Origin of the sequence: Nocardioides sp., assembly GCF_036401255.1 — a bacterium.
Lineage (GTDB): Bacteria > Actinomycetota > Actinomycetes > Propionibacteriales > Nocardioidaceae > Nocardioides.
The window spans coordinates 17,907-41,083 of the sequence record NZ_DASWVI010000040.1 but is presented as its reverse complement, the minus strand read 5'-3'; the positions used below and the strand labels follow the sequence as shown (position 1 = coordinate 41,083).

Below are 23,177 nucleotides of genomic sequence, written 5' to 3'. Positions count from 1 at the left end.
TCTACCAAGGCGGATCGTTCGCCTGCCATTCTAGATTGATTGACCGCCCGGTCAACAGGCTGGGCGAACGGTCCCGGAACGCGCAGGAGCCCCAGTCCGTGAGGACTGGGGCTCCTGGGGTGGTACCCCGTACGGGATTCGAACCCGTGCTTCCGGCGTGAGAGGCCAGCGTCCTTGGCCGCTAGACGAACGGGGCATGTTCAGTTGCTCATCCTGCTCTGCGAGCAACCCGGGAAACCTTATCGGACCTGGGTCTTCGCACAAAATCGCGGGCCGGGGGCGAACCATCGGACCGCGATCTCGCTGGGATACTAGGACTCGAACCTAGACTAACTGAACCAGAATCAGTCGTGCTGCCAATTACACCATATCCCACTGACTTACCAGTGTTCGGCCCCTCCGCCGGAGCGGCCGGGCACGGTGGAGAACATTACACGCGGCCATTCGGCGCCACCAATTCGGGCGGCCCCGACCGGGTGGCCAGGCCCGTCGAGCGCGCGACCACCACGGTGAGGACCAGGAACGACAGCGACTGGGTCAGCGTCACCGGGATGCTCCACCAGGACCCGCCGGTGGGGTCGAGCGCCGAGGTCATGTCGCCGAACGCCAGCGCCATGCCGAAGGCGAGGAAGTTGTTGAGCACGTGCATCGCGATGCCGGCCTCCAGGCCGCCGGTGAGCACCACCAGCGCCCCGGCGACCAGGCCGAACGCGAACCGGTCGAAGAAGACCGGCACGTCCTGGCCGAGCCCGTGCGCGAGGGCGAACAGGAACGCCGGCACCACGACCGCGGCGACCCGCGCCACCGCCTCCCACGGCAGCATGCTGCCGACCGCCTGCGTCAGGTAGCCGCGGAACGCGTACTCCTCCCCCGCCGCCTGCAACGGGGTCAGCAGCACCACCACGAGCAGGAAGTCGCGGGTGGTGGAGGTGAAGTCGTTCAGGCCGCCGCTGAGCTCCACCCCCTCCCCCTGGGTCGGCAGCAGTGCGCTGACCACCATCGTGAGGAACAGCGCCGCGAACGCCAGCCCCAGGCAGGCGGCGAACCACCGCCAGCGGAACCTGCCCACCACCGAGGCGAGCCAGCCCGGCCGGCGCCGGTGCACGACGTAGAGCACCAGCCAGGCCGCGGGGATGGCGATCGCCCAGCTGAGGTTGACCAGCGCGAGGTACGACGGGAACACCGTCCCGTCACCGTCGAGCCGGTCGAAGGCAGCGTCGGTGCTCAGGCCGCCGGCCACCAGCACGAGCACGAGCGCGACCGCGGCCACCTGCACGCCGACGAAGTACACCGCGACCAGGACCGCGAAGCCCAGGAGCGGCCAGGCCCAGCCGGGCCGGCCCGCGCGCAGCAACCGGTGGTACTCCACGAGCGGTCCGTCAGCCGAGCGCGGACATGAGGCGACGCAGCGAGCGGTCGCGGCCGAGCAGCTCCATCGACTCGAACAGCGGCGGCGACACCCGCCGGCCGGTCACGGCGACGCGCACCGGGCCGAACGCGTTGCGCGGCTTGAGGCCCATGCCCTCGACGAGCTCGGCCTGCAGCGCGTCCTGGATCGCGCCGGCCGACCACTCGCCGAGACCCTCGAGGGCGTCGAGCGAGCGGCGTACGACGGCGCGCCCGTCGTCGTTGAGCAGCTTCTCGGCGTCGGCCTCGTCGCGGGTGAACGACTCCTCGTCGACGAACAGGAACCCGAGCATGTCCACGGACTCGGTGAGCTTGTTGATCCGCTCGGCGACCAGGGGCATCGCCAGCTCGAGCAGCTGGGTGTCGGCGGGGTTGACCGGGTCGGAGAGCACGCCGGCGTCCTTGAGGAACGGCAGCACCCGCTCGGTCATGTCGTCGAGCGAGAGCAGCCGCATGTGCGCGGCGTTGATCGCCTCGGCCTTCTTGAGGTCGAAGCGGGCCGGGTTGGGGTTGACGTCCTTGATGTCGAACGCCTCGACCATCTCCGCCATCGAGAAGACGTCGCGGTCGGCGGCGATCGCCCAGCCCAGCAGCGCCAGGTAGTTGAGCAGGCCCTCGGGCAGGAAGCCCTGCTCCCGGTAGGCCAGCGCGTGCGCCTCGGGGTCGCGCTTGGAGAGCTTCTTGTTGCCCTCGCCCATGACGTACGGGAGGTGTCCGAACTCCGGCGTCACCTTTGCGATGCCGAGCTCCTTGAGCGCGTCGTAGAGCGCGATCTGGCGCGGCGTGCTGGAGAGCAGGTCCTCGCCGCGCAGCACGTGGGTGATCTCCATGTAGGCGTCGTCGACCGGGTTGACCAGCGTGTAGAGCGGGTCGCCGTTGGCGCGGCAGAGCGCGTAGTCGGGCACGAACCGGCTCTCGAACGTGACGTCGCCGCGCACCAGGTCGTGCCAGGTGATCTCCCCGTCGGGCATCCGGAACCGGACGACCGGGCGCCGTCCCTCGGCCTCGAACGCCGCTCGCTGCTCGGCGGACAGGTCACGGCAGAACCCGTCGTACCCCATCACCTTGGAGCCGGACGCCTTGCGTCGCGCCTCGACCTCCTCGTTGGTGCAGAAGCAGTCGTAGGTGTACGACGACTCCGCGAGCCGGGCGAGCGCGTCGCGGTAGAGGTCGCCGCGCTCGCTCTGGAAGTACGGCGCGTGCGGTCCGCCCACCTCGGGGCCCTCGTCCCAGTCCAGGCCGAGCCACCGCATCAGGTCGATGATCGAGTCGTAGGACTCCTGGGTGCTGCGCTCGCGGTCGGTGTCCTCGATGCGGAACACGAACGTGCCGTGGTGATGCCGCGCGAACGCCCAGTTGAACAGCGCCGTGCGGACCAGGCCCACGTGCGGGCTCCCGGTCGGGCTGGGGGCCATGCGGACGCGGACGGGGGTGCTCATCGCGGTGTCACCTTGCCTTGACGGGGTTCGTGAGGGTGCCGAGTCCGGCGATCGAGACCTCGACCTCGTCGCCGACGTTCATGGGGCCGACACCCTCGGGGGTGCCGGTGAGGATGACGTCGCCGGGCAGCAGCGTCATCACGCTGGACACGTGCGCGACGAGCGTCGGGATGTCGAAGATCAGGTCCTTCGTGGACCCGTCCTGCACGAGGTCGCCGTTGAGGTGCGTCTGGACGCTGCGGCCCTCGCTGAAGTCGTGCGGGTCGAGATCGGTCTCGATCCACGGGCCCAGCGGGCAGAAGGAGTCGAAGCCCTTGGCGCGCGTGAACTGCCCGTCCTTCTTCTGCAGGTCGCGCGCCGTCACGTCGTTGCCGATCGTGTAGCCGTGGATCACATCGGTGGCCTGCTCGGGAGGGACGTCACGGCAGATCCGGCCGATCACGACCGCGAGCTCGCCCTCGTAGTGGAGGTTCTGCGTCTGCGGCGGGTAGAAGATCGGGTCGCCGGGGCCGATCACGCTCGTGTTGGGCTTGAGGAACATCAGCGGCTCGTCCGGGACGTCGTTGCCCATCTCGGCCGCGTGGGCGGCGTAGTTGCGTCCGATCCCGACGACCTTGCTGCGCGGCAGCACCGGCGCGAGCAGCCGCACGTCCTCGAGCTTGTACTCCTGGTCGAGCAGCTTGACGCCGACGTACAGCGGGTCGCCGGCCAGCGCCACGACGACGCTGTCGGGGTCCGGCTGCCCGAACTCGTCGAGCTCGCCGGTGACGACGCCGTACAGCGGGTCCTCGCCCGTGGTGAACCTTGCGATGCGCACCCGGCGAGCCTACCGAGCGCGCAGGTGGGCTCAGGGCCCCAGGTGCACGACCTCGATGAGCTGGTCGCGGATCTGCGCGGCCGTCCACGGGAACCGCACCCACCGCTCCTTCGAGAACATCTCGGTCTGGTCGTCCGACCAGGGGGACGCGGGGTCCTCGTACTGGCTGTAGGTGAGGATCGTGCGCGCCTGGACGCGGGCGCGGCCGCGGAACGCGATCGCCTGGATGTACGACGAGCCGCGGGTGACCGGGTCGAGCACCGGGTCGCCCAGCGTGCTGCTGACGGCGTTGGCGTCGCCGGAGAGGTCGCCGAGCCCGCCGCCGAGCGGCCAGCCCGCGGAGCCGCGGTCGCCCGAGCGGTGCAGCTCGCCGTAGGTCGAGGCCAGGTCCGGGTCGCGCGCGGTCACGAGCTCGATCGCGGCCGTCATCGCGTCCACGACCGGCTGCGCGGTCGACAGCGTGCGCGGCGTCGTCAGCGGCCGCTCCGGCGAGAACGGCACCTCCCACAGGGTGAGGTCGCGCTGGTCGGCGACACGGACGAACTCCTGGAAGATCGCCGCCCCGGCGTTGGAGGTCGCGTCCGAGTGGCCGTCCCAGTCGTGCAGCACCTGGCAGGCGTCGGTCAGACCGGTGGCGGCGCAGACCTGGTCGAGCCGGCCACCGGCCCGGGCCACCTCGGCGGCGTACACGCGGTTGGCGTGCTCGTGCCCGGCCAGGGTGCGCGGCGTCTCCCTGCCCCGCGCGAGCTGGTCGCGGACATAGGCCATCACGACCTTGGTGCGCATGGTGCGCTCGCAGCTCTCGCACCCGATGATCCGCGGGTAGCCGGTGAGCCGGACCTCGTCGTTGGGCATCCAGTAGGAGTCGTTGGCGTTCATCACCCAGTCGCGGCGCACCACCTCGGGCAGGTGCGAGGGGCCGAGGATGCCCGGGCGCTGGGCGTCCTTGTCGGTGCCCCAGGCGCAGTCGGTGCTGGCGCGGGTGCCGTCGAGGCCCGGGAGCCCGGCGACGCCGAAGATCAGCCGGCCCGCGCCCGTCATGCAACGCTGCGCGAGGTCGTCGGTGACGTGCGGGGTGACCGCGTGGTCGGCGTACAGGACGTCGCCGCTGCGATCGGCCGCGATCGTGTTGACCCACGGCATGCCGCCGCCCCGGTCCTGACGGCGCAGCAGGTTCCGCACGTCCTTGGCCATGCCCATCGACAAGAACGTGTCGAACGTGCGCAGATGCTCGGCGTTGGCGTCGCGGAACGCCCAGAAGCTGTCCTTGGTCCAGCCCATGAACAGGCTCGGGGCGGAGAGGACGTACCCCTGCGGGGTGCGCCAGAGCGTGCGGGTGCGGGTCTCGGTGCCGGCGTCGGTCCTGACCTGCACCTCGACGTCGCGCCGCTCGAGCTCCGCCGTGCCGCCGTCGGCGGTGCGATAGCTGGTGGGTGTGCCCGCGGTCGTGTACTGGTACGGCGTGAAGCGGTAGCCGGTCGAGACCGTGTGGCTCCACGCGACGTCCTTGTTGAACCCGATGTTGATCGCGGGGAAGCCGGTCAGCGCTCCCCCGGCGACGTTCATCTTGCCCGGAACCGTCAGGTGCATCTGGGTGAAGCGGTAGCGGCCCAGCCACGGGAAGTGCGGGTTGCCGAGGATCATGCCCCGGCGGGTGGAGGTCGCCTCGCCGCCGACCGCGGTCGCGTTCGAGCCGAACGCGTCGTCGGGCTCGAGCGCGTCGCGCAGCTCGGCGCGGGTCGGCCGTGGCGCCGGCTTCGCCCCAGCCGGCGGCGGGGTCGCGCTCGTGATCTGCGGGAGCAGTCGGGTCGTCGAGGAGATCAGCTGGGCGAGGTAGAAGGCGTACCAGACGTCGGTGGTGGTGACGTCGGGCTTGATCCACGCCGCGTCCGCGCACGCGGGATCGGTGATCTCGTGGTCGCGCAGCCAGTCGTTGATGCCGGCGGTCTCGGCCGCGACCATCGCCTTGGCCCGTGCGGTCGGGCCGGCGACCGGGTCGGCGAGGAGCTTCTCGACGACCCCGCGGTCGTGCAGGTCGGTGACCAGCGTGTCCCACTCGAGGTTGGTGGCGGAGCCGCCGACGTTGTCCTTGTACGTCGCATCCGGACCCTCGTACAGCGAGCGCTGGCCGCGCGCGGTGAGCAGCGTGTCCATCAGGTTGCAGGTCGCCTCGGCGGTGGTGATCCACCCGGCGCCGTACGCCACCCCAGCGAAGGTGTCCGCCTTGATGTGCGGGATGCCGTGCTCGGTGATCTTGATCGTCACGTCGTACGCCGGCGCCCGCTCCTGCGGGGGTGCGACGGCGTCGGCGGTGGTGACGACGGTCGTCGCCGGGGTCAGCAGGAGCAGGGACGCGAAGGCGAGACCCACCCAGCGGGTGTGACGTCGGACATACGGAGGATGCACGCCCGCAACCTAGTCGTCACCGGCCTCCGCCGCGGGGTAATCGCCACCGGACACGTCGAAGAACTCCTCCAGGGTCGGGTCGCCGCTGCGGTGCAGCTCGGCGGCGAGCTCGCGTCCGACGAACCGCAGGTGCCACGGCTCGGGTGAGTAGCCGGTGACCGCGGTGGTCCCGGCCCGGTAGCGCACGACGAAGCCGAACCGCCACGACTCGCGGGCCAGCCACCGGCCGGCCGGGGTGTCGGCGAAGCACGCGTCGAAGTCACACCCCGGGTCGGCGGGCGTGACCAGGTCGACGGCCAGGCCGGTCTGGTGCTCGCTGTGGCCGGCGCGAGCCGACACCTGGTCGGCCGCGACGTGCCCGCGCTCGGCGACGTGGGCGGCGTGCACGGAGAGCTGGTAGTCGTAGGACCGGAACGCGCTGGCGATCTTGAGGCCCAGTCCCTCGGCGTCGGCTGCGGCGAGCAGGTCCTCCAGCGGGCCGGCGGCCGGGACGGCGACCTGGTAGCCGCGCACCAGCGCGATCGCCGGGCGGAAGTCCGACGGCTCGATCGGGTGGGACTTGTTGACGATCACCCAGATGCTGCTGGGGTCCGTGGTCGAGTGGGCCGCACGGTCGAACCCCTGTCCCGGCACCGGGTGCGCACGGGGCTCGGAGGCACGCGTCGCGACGGGCGGCAGCGCGGCGGACCCGTCCGAGGACGGCGGGGCGGCGTACCAGGCGACGGCTCCGGCGGCCACCAGGGCCAGGGCGGCGAGCAGCTTGGTTCCCACGCACCGTTGACCGGCGCCGGGCCGACGCAGGTTGCATGCAACCGTTGTGGCGGCGGCGCCCGTCAACCAGGTGAAGGGAGGGTGCCCGTGCCCCGCACCGACCGCAGTGACCACATCGGCCGCACCGGCCGCGACGGCGAGTTCGTCGAGTTCACCCGGACCCACCGCCGCGACCTGCTGCGGACGGCGACGCTGCTGTGCGCCGGGGACGAGGCGTTCGCCGAGGACGTGGTGCAGACGACGCTGACGCGGCTGTACCTCTCCTGGGGTCGGGTACGCCGGGCCGACAGCGCGCTGGCCTATGCCCGCCGGAGCCTGACCCACGTGTTCATCGACGAGACGCGCCGGGCGCACCGGCGGCGCGAGACGGCCACGGCCGACCCGGCCGACGCGCTGACCACGCACCCCGTCGTACCAGGCGCCGACCCGGACGTCCGCGCGGTCGTGCTCGCCGCGTTGACGTCGCTGGGGCCGCGGCAGCGCGCCGTGGTGGTGCTGCGGCACTGGCACGACCTCGACGTGGCCGAGACCGCCCGCGTCCTCGGCTGCTCCCCCGGCACCGTGAAGTCGCAGAACGCCCGGGCCCTGGCCCACCTGCGCGCCGTGCTCGGCGCCGCGGACCACCTGTTGCTGGAGGTATCCCCATGAGCCCCACCCACGACATCGTGCAGGCGCTCGGCACGGTCGCCCGGGCCGACGCCCCGATCCCGGCGCCGGAGGAGGACCTCGCACGCGCCCGGCGCGCGGCCCGCGTCCGTCGCCGGCGGCGGTTCCGCGCCGGGCTCGCCGGCCTCGCGGTCGCGAGCGTCCTCGGCGTCGGCATCGCCAACGTGGTCGGCGACGCCGGCGGATCGGACGAACCGACGACCCGGGTCGCGCCCGGGACGGTGCAGCTCGTCGCGAAGCGGTTCGACGCGACGCCGTACACCTTCGACCTGACGCCGCGCGGCTGGTCGGTGCAGGGCCAGCGTCCGCAGGCGGTCACGATCGCGCCCGACGACGGATCCGCCTCGGACGATCCCGACGACTTCATCGGCAAGCTCGTGATCATGTTCGACGCCAACCCGCCCTCCGGTGACGCGGTCGAGCGCGACGGCCGGACGTTCTGGGTCCACGACTCCGGCTCCGGCTACACGACGATGGCGACCCGCACCCGCGGGGACGAGCCGGCGGGCGTGGTGCGGATCCAGTACCCCCGCGACGCCGGCTGGGACGAGGACTCGATGCTGGCGTTCCTGGCCAGCGTCCACGTGGGCGACACCGCACGGCTCGGCCTGGGCTGACGCCACCGTCCGCAGGTCAGGGCGGGCTCAGCTCAGAGCCGTTGCGGGCCGGGACCACGGTCGGCCAGCGCATCCTCGGGGTTCAACAGTCGACAGGCCTTCATCGACAGACAGCCGCACCCGATGCACCCGTTGAGCTCCTTCTCGAGCCGTTCGATCTGGGATCGGCGCTCCTCGAGGGTGCGTTTCCACCGGGTCGATACGCGCCGCCAGTCGTGCGCCGTCGGTCGCCGGTCGTGCGGCAGCGGCTCGAACGCGTCGCGGACGTCGGCGAGCGGGATGCCCAGCCGCTTGGCGACCAGGATCAGCGAGATCCGTCGCACCATGTGCCGGGCATATCTCCGCTGGTTCCCCGGAGATCGGTGCGAGGAGATCAGGCCCAGCGACTCGTAGTAGTGCAGCGCCGACGCCGCGACGCCCGTGCGCCGCGACACCTCGCCGACGGAGAGGGCGTCGTCCGGATGCGCCACCACGATTCCTCCTTGACCTCAAGTCGACTTGAGATTTTAGCGTCGCGACCATGACGACGAACACCGACACCGACCTCTCCGCCGTGCCACCCGCGCCGCCCTCCGGCTGGGCCGAGCTGCGTCCGTACGCCGGCTCGGTCACCGTGCTGGCCGGCGGCATCCTGACCCAGGCGCTGACCATCTACCTGACGGCGAGCCTGCTGCCCTCGACCGTGTCCGACATCGGCGGGCAGGACGTCTACGCCTGGGTGACGACGGCGTACCTGCTGTGCAGCGTGGTGTCCGCCACGCTCGTGAGCCGCGTGCTCGCATGGTTAGGGGGCGTGCTGGCCTACCTGGTCGGGTTGGGCGTCTTCGCGGCGGGCTCACTGATCTGCGCGCTCGCGCCGGACATCGCCACGATGCTCGTTGGGCGGGCCCTCCAGGGCCTCGGCGGCGGCCTGCTCGCCGGCCTCGCCTTCGCACTCGTGCGCAGTGCGTTGCCGGAGCGCCTGTGGGGTCGGGGCTCCGCGGTCATCTCCGCCATGTTCGGCATCGGAACCCTCGCCGGTCCCGCCGTCGGCGGGCTGTTCGCCGAGTGGGGCGCATGGCGCGGCGCGTTCGCGACCATGGCCGTCGTGACGTTCGCGCTGGCGACGTGGGTGCCCCGGGTCCTGCCCCGCACCGCCGGCTCGGCACTCCGGGTCGAGCCGTTTCCGGTGGGCTCGCTGCTGCTCCTGCTGGCGGCCACGGCCGGACTCAGCCTCGCCGGCATCGTCGACGGCAGGGGCTTGGTGGCGACCCTCCTCGCCCTCTCGGGACTGCTGCTGATCACGTTCCTCTGGTGGGACCGCGGCACCGAGGCCAGGATCCTTCCGGCGGCGACGTACCTCGCATCGTCGAGCCTGCGGTGGGTCTTCCTCGCCAACGCGCTCACGACCGTGGCTGTGGTGACCGAGGCGTTCACCCCCATGTTCGGCCAACGCATCGCCGGCCTCCCCCCGCTCGCCGCCGGCTTCCTCGGCGCGACGATCTCCGCGGGCTGGTCGTTCACCGGCCTGTTCAGCGCTCACACCGACTCCCTGAGGGCGCGGCGCTCGATGATCAGCGGCGGCGCCGCTCTCGTCGCTGCCGGGCTGCTGGCCGCCTACGTCGTTCAGGTCACGGGCGGCGGGTCCTCGACCACCGTGGCGGGCTGGGGCATCGCCCTGGTCGTCGCGGGCGTCGGGATCGGCCTGGCGTTCCCGCACCTGACCGTCGCCGCGATGAGCAGCAGCCGGGACGAGACCGAGGCCGGCAAGGCGGCCGCGGCGATCCCCACCGTCGGCCTCATCGCTCAGACGGTGGGGGCCGCGTTCGGCGGCCTCCTCGTCAACGCGGGCCTGCCCTCGACCACCGACGCCGCCCGCAACCTCTTCCTCGGGCTCGGGATCGTCGCCGTCCTCGGGACCATCACGGCGCGCGCGTCGCTGCGCGCCCTCGACGCGGGGGGGCGTGCGGCCGGTTGAGCCGTGTCGCCTACGCCTAGTCTCGACCCGTGGAGTGGTTGAGTCGTGAGGAGTGGGCGCAGCGGGCGGCGGCCCACCGCGATCGCCTGCTCCCCTATGTCGAGCCGCACCTGGAGCGACGACGCAGGGGCGCACAGCACCCGGTCCACGACTTCCTGTTCACCTACTACTCCCACCGGCCCGCCCAGCTGCGGCGCTGGCATCCGGGATACGGCGTCGCGCTGGCCGATGCGCCGGAGTACGACGGTCTGAAGGGGTACGCCGACGGCACGGTCACCGCCGACCACGTGGCTGCCCAGCGGCCGCTGCTCGAGGCGCTTCTCCGGCTGCTGCGAGCGACCGCGGACCGGCCGGCGAGCTTCGGCTGCTTCGGCCTGCACGAGTGGGCGATGGTCTACCGGCTCTCCGAGGGCGAGACCCGGCACTCCGCCTGGCCGCTGCGCCTCGGCGCTGCGGGCACCGACGCGGTCGTCGAGTCCCACCGGATCGCCTGCTCGCACTTCGACGCCTACCGGTTCTTCACCCCGGCGGCCGCGCCGCTGAACACGCTGCGCCCGACCGCGGCCGACCGGCTGGCGTACGAGCAGCCCGGTTGTCTGCACGCGGGCCTGGACCTCTACAAGCACGCGTTCCGGCTGACCCCGATGATCAGCTCCGACCTGGTCGCGGACTGCTTCGAGCTGGCCTGGGACATCCGGGTGCTGGACATGCGCGCGGCGCCGTACGACCTCAGCGGCCTCGACGACGGCGCGTTCGAGCCGGTGCGGGTCGAGACGCCCGAGGGCAAGGCGGAGTACGTCGAGGCGCAGCGTGGCTTCGCGGAGCGCGGTGCGCCGCTGCGGGCCCGGCTGGTCGCCGAGTGCGAGCGCCTGCTGGCCGGGTGACTCAGTCCGGCCGAGACCCGGGACCGGGGGCGAGCTGCGCCACGGCGTACCTCAGCACCAGGCGCCGGGCCGCCGGCTCGAGCCCGCGCGCGAAGACGCCGTCGACGGTGGCGCGGAAGACCGCGACGGTCGCCGCCAGCTGGCGGGGCGCGACGAGGTCGCGGAAGGTCTCGGTGAGCATCGCGCTCACGGCCTCGTCGACCCGGGTGAGGAACGCCGCCACCGCCTCCGAGCGACTCTCGTTCTCGTACAGGGCGCGGAACATCGGCCAGAGCGGCGCGAGGTGGTCGGTGAACCAGAGGACCCGCCTCGTCGGCTGCCACGAGGCCGGGGGCTTGTCGGCGAGGGCGTCGCCCAGCAGGCGCTCGAGGGCCGCGACGAACAGGTGGTCCTTGGACGGGAAGTACCAGTAGATCGTGTTCTGTGCGACGCCGAGCTCGCGCGCGATCGCGGCGACCGAGAGCGCCGGGTAGCCACCCGCGCGGAGCCGCTCCTCCGCCGCGCCCAGGATCTCGGCCTGCTTCTCCGCCCGGTCGGTCACGCGCGTTCGCGGCATTTCTTGATCCCCTCTCAAGAGGTGGTCGGCGAACCGTTGAGAGCATCTCAAGAATGGACGTGGAGCGCCAGTGGCCCGGGCCGCGAACGTCTGTCCGCACCAGGCGTGCGCCGGACGGGACCAGATGGGACCCTCTCAAGAGCCCCAGCCATCACGCGCTGCTAGACCTGCTTCGGCACGTGCCCGGTGAGCCCGAACATCCAGCGCATCGCCTTGTGCCCGCCGTCGGCGGTGGGGTCGAACATGCACGGGCAGCCGCCGGGGATCACGGTGAGGCCGTGCTCGCGTCCGTACGCCGCCGCCTCCTCGGACACGCTTCCCGCGCCGGGGCCGCGGTGCATCCAGACGTCCTTGATGCCCAGCTCGACGCACTCGTGCATGGTGGCCTGCGCTCGCGACGGGCGCGTCGCGATCACGACCGCCTCGACGCCGCCCGGCACCGACTTGAGGTCCGGGTAGCAGGTGTCGCCCTCGACCTGGTCGGCGTTCGGGTTGATCGCGACCACGTCGTAGCCGCGCGAGCGCAGCCGCAGGTAGACGGCGTTGGCGCCATGTCCCTTCGGGGCGTGGGAGACGCCGGTGACGGCGATCCGTTTGTGCGACAGGAACTCCGCCGCCGCATTCTTCATCGTCGTGACCACGAGAGACACCTCCACCCGGGCGGGAGTCACGTCGACTCGGGCCGGGCCGACTCGCCCGCCACGGTCCCGATGCTCGTCGCCACCGCCCGTGCCGCACAGAGGCGAAGGGCCTACCAGGTGACCTTCGGCCCTGGAAAGGCGAAAGTGCCCCGACCTACCGTCGAGGCATGGGAAAGCCCGACCCGAAGTGCCCGATCCGTCCCGGCGAGGCCTGCCTGCTGTGCCACCCCGGCGCGCACGGCCCCGAGGACTGCGGCCTGGTCTGGCTGGTCATGAACGACCCCGAGCTGAGCGAGCAGCTCGCCGAGCTCCGTCGCGAGATGGCGGCCGCCGGCTGAGCCCTGGCCTTGCCGCTCGCGGACGCGGCGGCGGCGTACGACCTGAACCGGTCGGAGTTCCAGCACAGCTGCCTCAACCGGCTGCAGCTGCGCAACACCATCGCTGGCCTTACGTCCTCCGGGTGAAGGCGACCTTGCCGCCCGGGAGCTTGGTCATCGCGTAGGTCGGGTCGTGGGCGCGAGCATGGTGTCGGGGACACAGCAGCCGGCCGTGCTCGACGTCCGTAGGTCCTCCTGATGCCCAGGCGGGGTCGTGGTGGATGTGACACATCCCGGGCGGCCAGTCACAGCCCTCGGCGGTGCAGTGCTTGTCGCGCTGGGCGATCGCGATGCGCTGGGTCTTGGAGTGGAAGCGTCGGGTGCGGCCGGCGTCGAGGATCTCGGACTTCCCGCCGAGGACAAGGGGCAGGATCCCGGCCTCGCACGCCATCCTGCGGGCCTGTCCCGGTGAGATGACGGCGCCGGTGTCGAGCACTCCTGGCTTCGGGCCGCCCTGCAGGGTCTCTACGGGGATGGTGACGACCACGGTGGCTGACACTCCGCCGCTGTCGGGGAGGCGGTCGGCGGGGTAGCGCTCGATCCACTCCGCCAGCGCCAGGCCCATTCGCTGGGGGCCGGGCTTGCGTTCGCCGAGGTGTCCCTCCACGGCCGCGCGGTGCTTGGGGGCGGCGATGGCGAGGAGCTGCTTCTTCCACATCTGCCACTGCGCCCCAGGCAGGGCGAACGTGCCGCGGACGATCCCGTCGGGGTCTTCGCGGGCGGTCAACCGCGTCTTCGCGGCGGCCGCTTGCTCTTCCCGCTCGAGGAGCTTGGCCTCATGGGCGTCGGCTGCTTCGGGGTCGATGACGTGGAGGAGGCCTCTGCCGAGGTTGGCGAGTGCTCGGGCGTCGTAGTGGGCTGCTTCGCCGACGAGGTGGGCCTCGGCGCGCTCGCGAAGGGCGGCGTCGACGTGATCGGGGAGCTCGTCGACGGCGTGGATGATCACGGCTGCCTGGTCGGGCATGAGGTCGCCACTCTTCATGGCCGTGTGGACCAGGGGGTGCTCGTCCAGTCCGGCGCCGAGCTTGGCGATGCGGTGGGCGGCAGCGTTGGCCATGCGGGTCTGGTGGGCCCACCAGTTCGGCACCGAGGTCGCGCCGACCTGCTCGGCCACGCCGACGGACCGAGCGTGGGTGGCCAGGCGGGCCTGCAGTTCGGTGACCCTCGCGGCGACGCGGGTGAGCTCGACGATCGTGGCTGCGGTCTCGTGGACGTCCATGGACCACAGCGACGCGTCGGAGACCGCGTCGAGGCTCTGGGACATCTCGGCGACGGCGCGCGTGACCCGATGCGAAGGGTGAGTTTGTGCGGTCATCGCCACTCCCGAGATGAAGTCGTGGCGTCAGTTTATCAAACACCAGTTCGGAAAGTCAACACGCGCTTGGGCGGAGGTCGACGGCACCTGCGGCCGGCACATCGGCACCTGAGGCCGATGGCCGCGGGCCTGGTCCCGACCAGGCTCGACGCATGACCACGATGCCCGCGCCCGCCGTACTCCCCGCCGCCCCGTCCAGCCCCTCCACCGGACTCTCACCATGGTCGCGCGCGGCGACAACGCTCCCGATCGCCGCCGGCGCCGGCGTGCTGCTCGGCGTCGGAGACCTGTGGTGGAACCTCCATTCCCCCGGGCCGGGGGCCACGGTCGCGAACTCCTGCGCGGCCTGGGCGATCGCGCCCTTCGTGCTCGGCGCGTTCCTCACCCTCGTGCTGCGCACCGGAGCGGCCGTGGCGGCCGTCGCGGGCGTGCTGATGCTCGGGGTCGCCGTCGAGGCGTACTACGTCGCGGGCGTGGTCTGGCTCGGCGACGACCCGAGCATCGTCACCTCCCCGGTCGCCCACTACTGGCTGGTGCTCGCGGTCGTCGTCGGGTCGGCGCTCGGCGCGGCCGGCTCGTGGGCGGCGGGTGGGTCAGCCGGGCCGGCGATCATCGGCACCGCCACGGGGGCGTCCCTCCTGCTCGGCGACGCCCTGCAGCTGTGGCAGACGTCGTACGCCGGCGCGGACCTGGGCGAGGCCCGGATCCTCGCGATCCTCGGGGCGCTCGTGCTGGCCGCGTCGTTGCGGCGTCCGCTGGTCACCCTCGCGGCCGCCGTGCTCTGCGTGCCGGCGAGCGTCCTGGTCGCCGCGATCTTCGTCGCCACCGGCGTCTGGATGTGACGAGCGGGGCGCGGGGCGACGCCGATCACGCGACTCCCGGGCAGTTCGGCCCTTCCGCGCCCCGGCCGGCCGCGGCACGGTCGTTCCATGAGGACCCCGAGCACACCGGAGGACCGCCCCGCGGACAGGGGCGGCGCCCCGACGGCCTACGTCGAGCCCGACCCGGCCGTCGGCCCGCGCCTCGCCCACTTCCCGGTGACGTTCTTCGCCACCGTGATGGGTCTCGCCGGGCTGTCGTTGGCCTGGGCCCGGGCCGCCGACATCCTGGACGCCCCGGCACCGGTCGCCGAGGCGCTGTTCTGGCTCTCGCTCGCGGTCTACGCGGCCGTGCTGGCCGCCTACCTCGCCAAGCTCGCCCGCCACCCGCAGGCGGTCCGCGAGGAGCTCGCGCACCCGGTGCGGCTCTCGTTCGTGCCGACCGCCACCATCGGGATGCTGCTGGTCGCCTCGGCCGGTCAGGACATCGTGCCGACTCTCGCCGAGGGGCTGTGGTGGGTGGGCGCGACCGGCCAGCTGGCACTGACCCTCTACGTGCTCTCCGCGTGGATCAACCGTCCGACCTTCACGACCGACCACGTCACCCCGGCCTGGTTCATCCCCGTCGTCGGGATGATCGTCGTCCCCCTGGCCGGCACCTCCTACGCCGACACGGACGTGTCCTGGTTCTTCTTCGCCGTCGGGGTCATGTTCTGGCTCCCTCTCCTCGCCGTGGTGCTCTCGCGGCTGTTCCTGCACGAACGCCCGGTGCCACCGAGGCTGCTGCCGACCCTCGCCGTGCTCATCGCACCGCCCGCGGTCGCCGCGATGGCCTACCAACGCCTCGACCCGGCGAGTGCCGACGGACCGGTGCCGCGGGTCCTGTACTACTCCGCGCTGTTCTTCGCCCTGCTCTTCGCCGCCCAGGCGAACCGGCTCCGCAAGCTGCCGTTCTTCTTGTCCTGGTGGGCGTACGCGTTCCCGCTCGCGGCCCTGAGCACCGCGACGACCGTCATGAGCGACGTGGTCGGCGGCTGGTTCCTCACCATCGCCGCCTGGACCTTCCTCGTGGCCGTCAGCGCCCTGGTCGTCCTCCTGCTGGCGCGCACGGTGACCGGCATGGTCCGCGGCGAGATCTGCGTGCCGGAGTAGGCGCCGGCCTCAGGGCCGGTTGTCCTACGGTGTGCGGGTGTATCCCGGCCACTCCGTGCTCCAGGTGCCGGTGCCCGAGCTGGAGGAGTTCGTGCGCGGCCGGACGATCCACTACGACGCGTCCTACCTCTCCGCCGACCCCGACCACGTGCACGCGCACGTGACGGCGTTGGGGCCCTTCGCCGACGAGCCCACCCCCGACATCGAGCGGCGGATCGCGGCGATCGCGGCCGAGACGCCGGCGTTCGACTTCGTGCTCGAGCGCGTGGACACGTTCGCGGACGGGATCATCCACCTGCTGCCCGAGCCGGACGAGCCGTTCCGCAAGCTGACGGCCCGGCTCGCGGCGGAGTTCCCCGAGCACCCGCCGTACGAGGGCAGGTACGGCGACGTCGCGCCACACCTCACGCTCGACCTGCTCTCGCCCGACGTCACCGAGGCCTCGACCCGCGCGCTGCTCGAGGGCGTGCTGCCCGCGCGCTGCCGCGCCGCCCGGCTCGACCTGGCGTGGTACGAGCCGCACGCGAGCGGCACGCGTCGGTCCTGGCCGCTAGCGTGAGGCCATGCGCCCCGGACGCCTCGCCGCCCTCGCTCTCGCCCTCGCCCTGATGGCGACCCTGGCCCCGACTCTGGCCGGGAGCGCGAGCGCCCGCGACCCGCGGTGGGTGTTCTACACCAAGGACAAGACCCACTACACGTCCCCGTGGTTCAAGGGCGCCCACCGGATCATGATCCCCTTCGGCTGCACCCGCGCCCCCTACTACTCCCCCGACCCGCGCTGCCGTCACAACCGCGGCTTCCACCACGGCCTCGACATCGCGATGCCGTGCGGGACCCCGCTCTACGCCGCGGTCCGGATGCGGTCCATCCGCACCGACACCCTCGGCCCGGCGTACGGCGACAACCCGGTGCTGCTGCGCAGCCGCAAGCTCGGCTTCGACCTCGTCATCGGCCACACCCGCAAGGTCTACGTGCGCCCCGGCGACACCGTGAAGAAGGGCACGATGTTCGCCCGGGCCAACGACCGCGGCGCGCCCGACGGCTGCCACCTGCACTTCGAGAAGCGCGCGGTGGAGGGTGGGCTCTCGACGGCGGTCAAGCCACGCAAGCTGCTGGCGCTGACGCCGCGGGAGTCGCGATGAGCGATCGGCTGCACCACCTCGACTGGTACGGCCAGGACCTGGGCGCGGCGTCGTACGTCGGCGTCACGTTCGACGACGTCGACCTCACCGAGACCAGCACCAACGGCGCTACGTTCGAGAACTGCACGTTCCGCAACTGCCGGTTCAACGCCTCGGTCCACGTGGCGACCGCGTTCGTGGGCTGTGACTTCCAGCGCTCGAGCTTCTTCGACGCGATGCTCGACGGCTGCAAGCTGACCGGGTCGACGTTCGCGCAGTGCACGATGCGGCCGCTGGCGGTGCGCGGCGGTCAGTGGCTGGGGGTCTCGCTGCGGGGCACGGTCCTCGCGCGCCTCGACCTGGCCGACCTGGACCTGCGCGAGGCGGACCTGTCGATGTGCGACCTGACCGGCACCTCGCTGCGCGGCGCCCGGCTGGGTGGGGCGACGCTGCGCGAGGCGATCCTGTCGGAGGCGGACCTGCGTGGCGCCGACCTGAGCGGCGTCGACCTCACCACCGCCCGGCTGAGCAAGACACTGCTCGACCTGACCGGCGCGGTGCTGCTGGCCGAGCAGCACGGCGCCGTCGTCGAGCCGTAGCCGCGGTCGACGCCTACGACACCCGCTGGCGCAGCCGGATCCCGTCGAGCACGATCCCGAGCCCGACCGCGAAGTCGGAGCCCTCCCGCGGCTGGTCGTCGATCGCGCCGGCCGACCCGGCCTGCAGATGGGTCTGCTCGTCGGTCACGTGGCCGAACACAAAATGCAACAGGGTGCGCGCCGCGGTCGGCACCAGCACCGGGTCGAGCCCGCCGTCCGCGAGCGCGGTCACCAGCTCGTCGTACGGCCCGCTCGCGCCCAGCCCGAAGGAGTACGCCGTCGCCACGAGCTCGGCGCCGTCGCGGTAGGCGAGCATCGCGTCGCGCAGCTCGCCACAGACCGCGGCGACCCGGTCGTCCCACGGGCCGGGGCGAGGTGCGCGGGCGCCCCGTGCGAGGACCTCGTCGGCCACCGCGGCCAGCAGCGTCTGCTTGTTGGCGAAGTGGTGGTAGAGCGCGCTCGGCTGGACCCCGAGCTCGGCGCCGAGCCGCCGCATCGTCAGGTCGGCGAGCCCGTAGGCGTCCAACACCCCGACCGCCCGGTCGACGACATCGGCCCGGTGGTAGCGCATGTCACACCTCTCCTGGTCTCCTGGAGGCCGAACGCCCGTTGACCGCCCCTGTCACGAACCTTAACCTGAACACCGTTCACCTGACCACCGTTCAGGTACGTGACCGAAGGATCAAGAGCAATGACCATGGCCGAGACCGCCGACACCCCGACCACCGCCGACGCTCCCGCAGCGGGCCGCCGCTCCAGCACGACCGACATCGCCCTGATCGCCGCCTTCGCGGCGTTGATCGCGGCGTGCGCCTACATCGGCGGCATCCCGGTCGGCGGCGGCCAGGTGGCGATCACCCTCCAGACCTTCGGCGTGATGCTGGCCGGCGCCCTGCTCGGCCCGTGGCGCGGCTTCCTCGCCGTGAGCCTCTACCTCGGCCTCGGCGCCGCCGGGCTGCCGGTCTTCTCCGAGCACAGCTCCGGCCTGGGGACGTTCACCAGCATCAGCGCCGGCTACCTGTGGTCCTTCCCGGTCGCCGCCCTGCTCACCGGGCTCCTGGTGCAGTACGTCGCGCGCGGCCACCGGACGGCGGCCCTCTGGGTCTTCCTCTGCGCGGTCCCCGGCATGGTCGTCAACCACATCGCCGGCGCCTTCGGCATGAAGGTGTTCGCGGACATCTCCTGGCAGACGGCCTTCACGTGGGACGCGCCGTACTGGCTGGGCGACATCGTGAAGATCCTCGTCGTCGCGCTCGTGGCCGCCGAGGTCCACAAGGCGTTCCCCCACCTCCTGCGCCGCGGCTGACCGCGCCGTGCCGATCGTCTTCGACGCCGCCGGCCTCACCGTCGAGGCCCCGGACGGGCCCCGGGTCGTCCTCGAGCCGACGACGCTGGAGCTGGTCGAGCGGCGCATCGGCATCATCGGCGCGAACGGATCGGGCAAGTCGACGCTGGCGCGGATGGTCAACGGCCTGGTCCTCCCCTCGACCGGCCGGGTGCTGGTCGACGGCCACGACGTCGCCCGGAACGGCCGCGAGGTCCGGCGCCGGGTCGGCTTCTGCTTCACCGACCCGGCCGCCCAGCTGGTGATGCCGACCTGCGTCGAGGACGTCGAGCTGTCGCTGCGACGCACGGTCAAGGACGCCCGGACCCGGCACCAGCGAGCGCTCGACGTGCTCGCCCGCCACGGCCTGGCCGAGCACGCGGACGTCAGCGTGCACGCCCTCTCGGGCGGCCAGAAGCAGCTGCTGGCACTCGCCGGGGTGCTCGCGGTCGAGCCCGCCGTGCTGGTCGCCGACGAACCCACGACGCTGCTCGACCTCGCCAACACCCGCCGGGTGGCGGACCTGCTCTTCGGCCTGGACCAGCAGCTGGTGCTGGTCACCCACGACCTCGAGCTGGCCAGCCGGTGCGACCGCGTGCTGGTCGTCGACGACGCCGCGGTCAGGTACGACGGGCCCGCCGAGGCCGCGGTCGACCACTACGTGGCGAGCGTGATGGCGTGAGCAACCCGCTGCTGGTCGGCGTCTACCAGCCCGGCACCAGCGTGCTGCACCGGCTCCCGGTCGGGGCGAAGCTCGGCGGCCTCGCCCTGCTGTCGCTGACGATCGTGCTGGTGCGCGATGCCCGCGCGGCGGTCGTGTTCCTCGTTATCGCCGTGGCCCTGGCGCTCCTGGGCCGGGTCGCGCTGCGGACGCTGGCTCGCACCACGCGGGCGGTGCTGCTCGTCGCGGTGATCGCGGCCGCGCTCCAGTGGTGGATCAGCGGGCCGGCGAAGGCCGTCGAGACGCTGCTCGACCTGATCGCCCTGGCGCTGGCGGCCATCGCGGTCTCGGCGACGACGCCCGTCAACGCGATCCTCGACGCGATGGTGCGCTGGATCGCGCCTCTGCGCCGGGTGGGCGTCGACCCCGACCGGGTCGCATTGACGATCGGCCTGGCGATCCAGGCCCTGCCCGGCACCATCGCGCTCGCGCTCGAGACCCGCGACGCCGCCCGCGCCAGGGGCCTGGGCCGGCACCCGCGGGCCTACCTGACACCGTTCGTGATCCGGGTCGTCGCCCGCGCCCACGAGACCGGCGACGCCCTGCACGCTCGCGGCGTCGGCGACGACTGACCCTCAGCGGCTGCGGACCTTCACGCAGCACAACCCCGGCTCGGGCTCCAGGACGGCGTCGACGGAGTCGCACCCCAGGCCGTCGACGACGCCGCCGACCAGGCCGAGGTTCATCCCGCACACCAGCGCGACGTGGTCGCGGGCGAGCCGGTCGAAGGGGCAGTTGGAGAGGCAGACGGTGTCGCCGTCCCGGTGCGGCTCGTAGCCCTGCTCGGCCAGCACCGCCGCGGTCCGCTCGAGATCGCTGCCCGGCACCGGGGCGCTCGCCGCGGCGAGCTCGCGGCCGCGGTCCTGGGCGACGGCCAGGACCGCGTCCTGGACCGGGGCCCCGGTGCGGACGGACTCGTCGATCGCACTGGCGAGCACGTCGCCGACCAGGTCGTAGTGCCGCTCCGGCAACGACACCGACACCTCGCGCGCCGAGCGCCGGTAGAGCTTCGACGGGCGGCCGGCGCCCGGCCCGGACCGGCCCGAGAGCCTGCGGTACTCCACCTCCAGCAGCCCCTCCTCGACCAGCCGGTCGAGGTGGAACTTCGCCGAGTGCAGCGGCAGCTCGCACGCGGCCGCGGCCTGCTCGCGGCTGACCGGCTCGGGCTGCCCGGCGGCGTACAGGTAGAGCGCGCGTCGTGCCGGCTCGGCCAGTGCGCCGACCCCGCTGACCGCGGCTTCGAAGTCCTGACTCACGACCCGACCCTATCTCTAAGAGAGTGATCCGTTGACAAAAGAAGGATCGCATCTCTAACGTCTAAAACACAATCCTTTAGAGATGGAGATCGCGATGACCGACACCCACGCTCCGACCACGACACCCCGCCCGACCGGCTCCGACGCCGGTGCCCAGCGCGCCTACCTGCTGCTGCGCACGGTGTTCACGGTCGCGCCGATCGCGTTCGGCCTCGACAAGTTCGCGGGCCTGCTGACCGACTGGGAGGACTACCTCGCCCCCTGGATCAACGACATCGTCCCGGGCTCGGCCCACGACGCGATGCTGCTCGTCGGCGTCATCGAGGTCGTCGCCGGCGTGCTGGTCGCGCTCGCGCCGCGCCTGGGCGGGTACGTCGTGGCGCTCTGGCTGGCCGGCATCATCGTCGACCTGGTCTCGATGGGCGACTACTACGACATCGCGCTGCGCGACTTCGGCCTGCTCGTCGGCGCGCTCGCCCTCGCCCAGCTCGCCACCGGCCGCGCCGGCCGCGGCTGGAGCATCCGATGAGCCTCCCGATCGGTCACGCCGTGACCGAGGCTCGCGCCCGCTGGCGCCCCCGGGTCTCTCCGCCGCGGGCCGAGGTCGACCTCGAGGCCGCCGAGGAGGCCGCCGCGACGCTGCTGCGCTCCCTCGGCCTCGACCTCGGCACCGACGAGATGGTCGAGACGCCGCGGCGGCTGGTCGCGGCGTACCACGAGCTGCTGACCGGACCCGACGTCGACCTCACGACGTTCCCCAACACCGAGGACTACGACGAGCTCGTGCTGGTCGCGAACATCCCGGTCCGCTCGGTCTGCGAGCACCACATGCTGCCGTTCGTCGGGGTCGCTCACGTCGGCTACCTGCCCGACGAACGGATCCTGGGACTCTCGAAGTTCGCGCGGCTGGTCGACCTGGTCGCCCGGCGCCCGCAGACCCAGGAGCGGCTCACCACGGAGGTGGCCGACCACCTCACCACACACCTGCAGCCCCGCGGCGTCGGCGTCGTCGTCGAGGCCGAGCACACGTGCATGAGCCTGCGCGGCGCCCGCGCCCAGGGCACCCGCACCGTGACGTCCGCGCTGCGCGGCACGCTGCGCGACCCCGCGGCCCGGGCGGAGTTCCTGTCCCTGGCACGCGAGCAGGGCGGGCGGCCGTGAGCACACCGATCGTGATCGTCGGCGGCGGCCTGGCCGCCGCCACCGCCGCGGCGACGTTGCGCGAGTCGGCGTACGACGGCGAGCTCGTGCTCTACGCCGCCGAGCCACACCTGCCCTACGAGCGACCCGGCCTCTCCAAGGGCTACCTGACCGGCGAGAAGGACGCCGACAGCCTGCTGGTGCACCCGCCCGCCTGGTACGCCGAGCACGACGTCGAGGTCCGCACCGGGACCCGCGTCGAGGCGATCGACCCCGGCGCGCGCACGGTCACCGCCGGCGCCGAGCGCCAGGCCTACTCGAGGCTGCTGCTCGCGACCGGCGCCACCCCCCGGCACCTGCCGGCGGCCGACGAGAGCGGCGCCCCGGTGGCCTACCTGCGCACCCGCGAGGACAGCGAGCGGCTGCGTTCGGCCCTGGCGCCCGGGCGCCGCATCGCGATCCTCGGCGGCGGCTTCCTCGGCCTCGAGGTCGCGGCGGCGGCCCGCACGGCCGGCGCGGACGTCACCGTGCTCGAGGCGCTCGACCAGCCGCTGCTGCGGGCCCTCGGGCCCGAGATCGGGGCGGTGTTCGCCGACCTGCACCGCGAGCACGGCGTGGACCTGCGTCTCGGCGCGCGGGTCACCGGCTTCGACGGCGACGGTCGCTGGGCCCGGCTCACGCTGGACGGCTCCCCCGACGTCGACGCCGACCTGCTGGTGGTCGGCATCGGCGCGAGCCCGGACGTCGCACTCGCGGAGGCCGCCGGCCTCGCCGTCGACGACGGGATCGTGGTCGACGAGCGGATGCGGACCGCGCACCCCGACGTCCTCGCGGCCGGCGACGTCGCCCGCGCGTACCACCCCGCGCTCGGCCGCTCGGTGCGCGTCGAGCACTGGGACAACGCGATCCGCCAGGGCCGGGTCGCCGGGCACACGATGGCGGACGTCGAGGACGCGGCGAGCGACCTGCCGTACTTCTTCACCGACCAGTACGACCTCGGCATGGAGTACGTCGGCAGCATCGGCCCGGACGGCTACGACGACGTCGTGCTCCACGGTGACGTGCCGGGGCGGGTGTTCCGCGCGTTCTGGGTCGCCGGCGGCACCGTCGTCGCCGCGATGCACGTCAACGACTGGGACGCGAGCGACTCCCTGCGATCGGCGGTCGGGAGGAGCCCGGCGGAGCTGTCCTGA

The 23,177-nt window shown here is 72.5% G+C and carries 27 protein-coding genes and 2 tRNA genes; 16 read left to right on the top strand and 13 right to left on the bottom strand.

Annotation, left to right across the window (positions count from 1 at the left end; all coding sequences use genetic code 11):
• Window positions 1-120 precede the first annotated feature (120 nt).
• The 7 genes from VGD85_RS02025 to VGD85_RS01995 all read right to left on the bottom strand — a co-directional run bounded on the left by VGD85_RS02025 (window position 121) and on the right by VGD85_RS01995 (window position 6,840).
• A tRNA-Glu gene (locus VGD85_RS02025) sits at window positions 121-196 on the bottom strand.
• Window positions 197-303: 107 nt separating this feature from the next.
• Window positions 304-375: transfer RNA gene (locus VGD85_RS02020), tRNA-Gln, on the bottom strand.
• A gap of 55 nt (window positions 376-430) precedes the next feature.
• Window positions 431-1,369, bottom strand: coding sequence for a type II CAAX endopeptidase family protein (locus tag VGD85_RS02015; protein ID WP_331061782.1), 939 nt, complete (start codon window positions 1,367-1,369; stop codon window positions 431-433).
• A 10-nt stretch (window positions 1,370-1,379) separates the two neighbouring features.
• Entirely contained in the window at window positions 1,380-2,846 is a 1,467-nt protein-coding gene (gene gltX, locus VGD85_RS02010; RefSeq protein ID WP_331061781.1) for a glutamate--tRNA ligase, read from the bottom strand.
• Window positions 2,847-2,853: 7 nt separating this feature from the next.
• Entirely contained in the window at window positions 2,854-3,663 is an 810-nt protein-coding gene (locus VGD85_RS02005; protein WP_331061780.1) for a fumarylacetoacetate hydrolase family protein, read from the bottom strand.
• Window positions 3,664-3,693: 30 nt separating this feature from the next.
• A complete protein-coding gene (locus VGD85_RS02000) occupies window positions 3,694-6,033 on the bottom strand; it encodes a penicillin acylase family protein (protein WP_331061779.1) in 2,340 nt (779 codons plus the stop codon).
• Between the two features lie 45 nt (window positions 6,034-6,078).
• Complete coding sequence (locus VGD85_RS01995; protein ID WP_331061778.1) at window positions 6,079-6,840, bottom strand: M15 family metallopeptidase; 762 nt, start codon at window positions 6,838-6,840, stop codon at window positions 6,079-6,081.
• 87 nt (window positions 6,841-6,927) lie between these two features.
• On the opposite strand from VGD85_RS01995, the gene VGD85_RS01990 reads away from it, so the two are divergent.
• Both VGD85_RS01990 and VGD85_RS01985 read left to right on the top strand, forming a co-directional pair.
• Window positions 6,928-7,488, top strand: coding sequence for a SigE family RNA polymerase sigma factor (locus VGD85_RS01990; RefSeq protein WP_331061777.1), 561 nt, complete (start codon window positions 6,928-6,930; stop codon window positions 7,486-7,488).
• Window positions 7,485-8,123, top strand: coding sequence for a hypothetical protein (locus VGD85_RS01985; protein WP_331061776.1), 639 nt, complete (start codon window positions 7,485-7,487; stop codon window positions 8,121-8,123). Before VGD85_RS01990 ends, VGD85_RS01985 begins: the two co-directional genes overlap by 4 nt.
• Before the next feature lie 32 nt (window positions 8,124-8,155).
• Here the strand turns inward: VGD85_RS01985 and soxR are convergent, their stop codons facing one another.
• Window positions 8,156-8,596: a redox-sensitive transcriptional activator SoxR gene (soxR, locus tag VGD85_RS01980; RefSeq protein WP_331061775.1), complete on the bottom strand. Its 441-nt coding sequence runs from the start codon at window positions 8,594-8,596 to the stop codon at window positions 8,156-8,158.
• Between the two features lie 47 nt (window positions 8,597-8,643).
• Here soxR and VGD85_RS01975 point away from each other — a divergent pair, with 47 nt between their 5' ends.
• Entirely contained in the window at window positions 8,644-10,080 is a 1,437-nt protein-coding gene (locus VGD85_RS01975; protein ID WP_331061774.1) for an MFS transporter, read from the top strand.
• Window positions 10,081-10,109: 29 nt separating this feature from the next.
• Window positions 10,110-10,964 (top strand): 3-methyladenine DNA glycosylase, encoded by an 855-nt coding sequence (locus tag VGD85_RS01970; protein ID WP_331061773.1) that lies wholly within the window; start codon window positions 10,110-10,112, stop codon window positions 10,962-10,964.
• 1 nt (window position 10,965) lies between these two features.
• Here the strand turns inward: VGD85_RS01970 and VGD85_RS01965 are convergent, their stop codons facing one another.
• Together VGD85_RS01965 and VGD85_RS01960 are read right to left on the bottom strand one after the other, a co-directional pair.
• The gene (locus tag VGD85_RS01965; protein WP_331061772.1) at window positions 10,966-11,520 is read right to left on the bottom strand and encodes a TetR/AcrR family transcriptional regulator; all 555 of its coding nucleotides are present in this window, start codon (window positions 11,518-11,520) and stop codon (window positions 10,966-10,968) included.
• Between the two features lie 161 nt (window positions 11,521-11,681).
• Window positions 11,682-12,161 (bottom strand): CoA-binding protein, encoded by a 480-nt coding sequence (locus VGD85_RS01960; protein WP_331061771.1) that lies wholly within the window; start codon window positions 12,159-12,161, stop codon window positions 11,682-11,684.
• A gap of 167 nt (window positions 12,162-12,328) precedes the next feature.
• On the opposite strand from VGD85_RS01960, the gene VGD85_RS01955 reads away from it, so the two are divergent.
• Window positions 12,329-12,499 carry a DUF6767 domain-containing protein gene (locus VGD85_RS01955; RefSeq protein ID WP_331061770.1) on the top strand — a complete coding sequence of 57 codons (171 nt, stop codon included), beginning with the start codon at window positions 12,329-12,331 and terminating at the stop codon, window positions 12,497-12,499.
• Window positions 12,500-12,608: 109 nt separating this feature from the next.
• Here the strand turns inward: VGD85_RS01955 and VGD85_RS01950 are convergent, their stop codons facing one another.
• The gene (locus VGD85_RS01950) at window positions 12,609-13,802 is read right to left on the bottom strand and encodes an HNH endonuclease signature motif containing protein (RefSeq protein ID WP_331061769.1); all 1,194 of its coding nucleotides are present in this window, start codon (window positions 13,800-13,802) and stop codon (window positions 12,609-12,611) included.
• A gap of 203 nt (window positions 13,803-14,005) precedes the next feature.
• Between VGD85_RS01950 and VGD85_RS01945 the strand changes: the two genes are divergently transcribed.
• The 5 genes from VGD85_RS01945 to VGD85_RS01925 all read left to right on the top strand — a co-directional run bounded on the left by VGD85_RS01945 (window position 14,006) and on the right by VGD85_RS01925 (window position 17,543).
• Window positions 14,006-14,695 (top strand): DUF6518 family protein, encoded by a 690-nt coding sequence (locus VGD85_RS01945; protein WP_331061768.1) that lies wholly within the window; start codon window positions 14,006-14,008, stop codon window positions 14,693-14,695.
• An 87-nt stretch (window positions 14,696-14,782) separates the two neighbouring features.
• On the top strand, window positions 14,783-15,823 hold the full coding sequence (locus VGD85_RS01940; RefSeq protein ID WP_331061767.1) for an SLAC1 anion channel family protein: 1,041 nt from the start codon (window positions 14,783-14,785) through the stop codon (window positions 15,821-15,823).
• A gap of 37 nt (window positions 15,824-15,860) precedes the next feature.
• Window positions 15,861-16,382 carry a 2'-5' RNA ligase family protein gene (locus tag VGD85_RS01935; RefSeq protein ID WP_331061766.1) on the top strand — a complete coding sequence of 174 codons (522 nt, stop codon included), beginning with the start codon at window positions 15,861-15,863 and terminating at the stop codon, window positions 16,380-16,382.
• 4 nt (window positions 16,383-16,386) lie between these two features.
• Window positions 16,387-16,965 carry a M23 family metallopeptidase gene (locus tag VGD85_RS01930; protein WP_331061765.1) on the top strand — a complete coding sequence of 193 codons (579 nt, stop codon included), beginning with the start codon at window positions 16,387-16,389 and terminating at the stop codon, window positions 16,963-16,965.
• Window positions 16,962-17,543, top strand: coding sequence for a pentapeptide repeat-containing protein (locus VGD85_RS01925; RefSeq protein ID WP_331061764.1), 582 nt, complete (start codon window positions 16,962-16,964; stop codon window positions 17,541-17,543). The genes VGD85_RS01930 and VGD85_RS01925 overlap by 4 nt, the downstream gene beginning before the upstream one ends.
• A gap of 13 nt (window positions 17,544-17,556) precedes the next feature.
• Here VGD85_RS01925 and VGD85_RS01920 read toward each other — a convergent pair whose 3' ends face one another.
• The gene (locus VGD85_RS01920; RefSeq protein WP_331061763.1) at window positions 17,557-18,114 is read right to left on the bottom strand and encodes a TetR/AcrR family transcriptional regulator C-terminal domain-containing protein; all 558 of its coding nucleotides are present in this window, start codon (window positions 18,112-18,114) and stop codon (window positions 17,557-17,559) included.
• 120 nt (window positions 18,115-18,234) lie between these two features.
• Here VGD85_RS01920 and VGD85_RS01915 point away from each other — a divergent pair, with 120 nt between their 5' ends.
• The 3 genes from VGD85_RS01915 to VGD85_RS01905 are packed head-to-tail and all read left to right on the top strand — an operon-like array spanning window position 18,235 to window position 20,160.
• Window positions 18,235-18,849, top strand: a complete 615-nt coding sequence (locus VGD85_RS01915; RefSeq protein ID WP_331061762.1) for a biotin transporter BioY — start codon at window positions 18,235-18,237, stop codon at window positions 18,847-18,849.
• Window positions 18,850-18,856: 7 nt separating this feature from the next.
• The gene (locus VGD85_RS01910) at window positions 18,857-19,549 is read left to right on the top strand and encodes an ABC transporter ATP-binding protein (protein ID WP_331061761.1); all 693 of its coding nucleotides are present in this window, start codon (window positions 18,857-18,859) and stop codon (window positions 19,547-19,549) included.
• On the top strand, window positions 19,546-20,160 hold the full coding sequence (locus tag VGD85_RS01905) for an energy-coupling factor transporter transmembrane protein EcfT (RefSeq protein WP_331061760.1): 615 nt from the start codon (window positions 19,546-19,548) through the stop codon (window positions 20,158-20,160). Before VGD85_RS01910 ends, VGD85_RS01905 begins: the two co-directional genes overlap by 4 nt.
• Window positions 20,161-20,163: 3 nt before the next feature.
• Here the strand turns inward: VGD85_RS01905 and VGD85_RS01900 are convergent, their stop codons facing one another.
• On the bottom strand, window positions 20,164-20,844 hold the full coding sequence (locus tag VGD85_RS01900; RefSeq protein ID WP_331061759.1) for a helix-turn-helix transcriptional regulator: 681 nt from the start codon (window positions 20,842-20,844) through the stop codon (window positions 20,164-20,166).
• Between the two features lie 82 nt (window positions 20,845-20,926).
• On the opposite strand from VGD85_RS01900, the gene VGD85_RS01895 reads away from it, so the two are divergent.
• From VGD85_RS01895 to VGD85_RS01885, 3 genes are read left to right on the top strand one after another with little or no spacing between them, the layout of a single operon-like run.
• A complete protein-coding gene (locus tag VGD85_RS01895) occupies window positions 20,927-21,373 on the top strand; it encodes a hypothetical protein (protein WP_331061758.1) in 447 nt (148 codons plus the stop codon).
• Window positions 21,370-22,005 carry a GTP cyclohydrolase I FolE gene (folE, locus tag VGD85_RS01890; RefSeq protein WP_331061757.1) on the top strand — a complete coding sequence of 212 codons (636 nt, stop codon included), beginning with the start codon at window positions 21,370-21,372 and terminating at the stop codon, window positions 22,003-22,005. Before VGD85_RS01895 ends, folE begins: the two co-directional genes overlap by 4 nt.
• Window positions 22,002-23,177, top strand: coding sequence for an NAD(P)/FAD-dependent oxidoreductase (locus VGD85_RS01885; protein ID WP_331061756.1), 1,176 nt, complete (start codon window positions 22,002-22,004; stop codon window positions 23,175-23,177). The genes folE and VGD85_RS01885 overlap by 4 nt, the downstream gene beginning before the upstream one ends.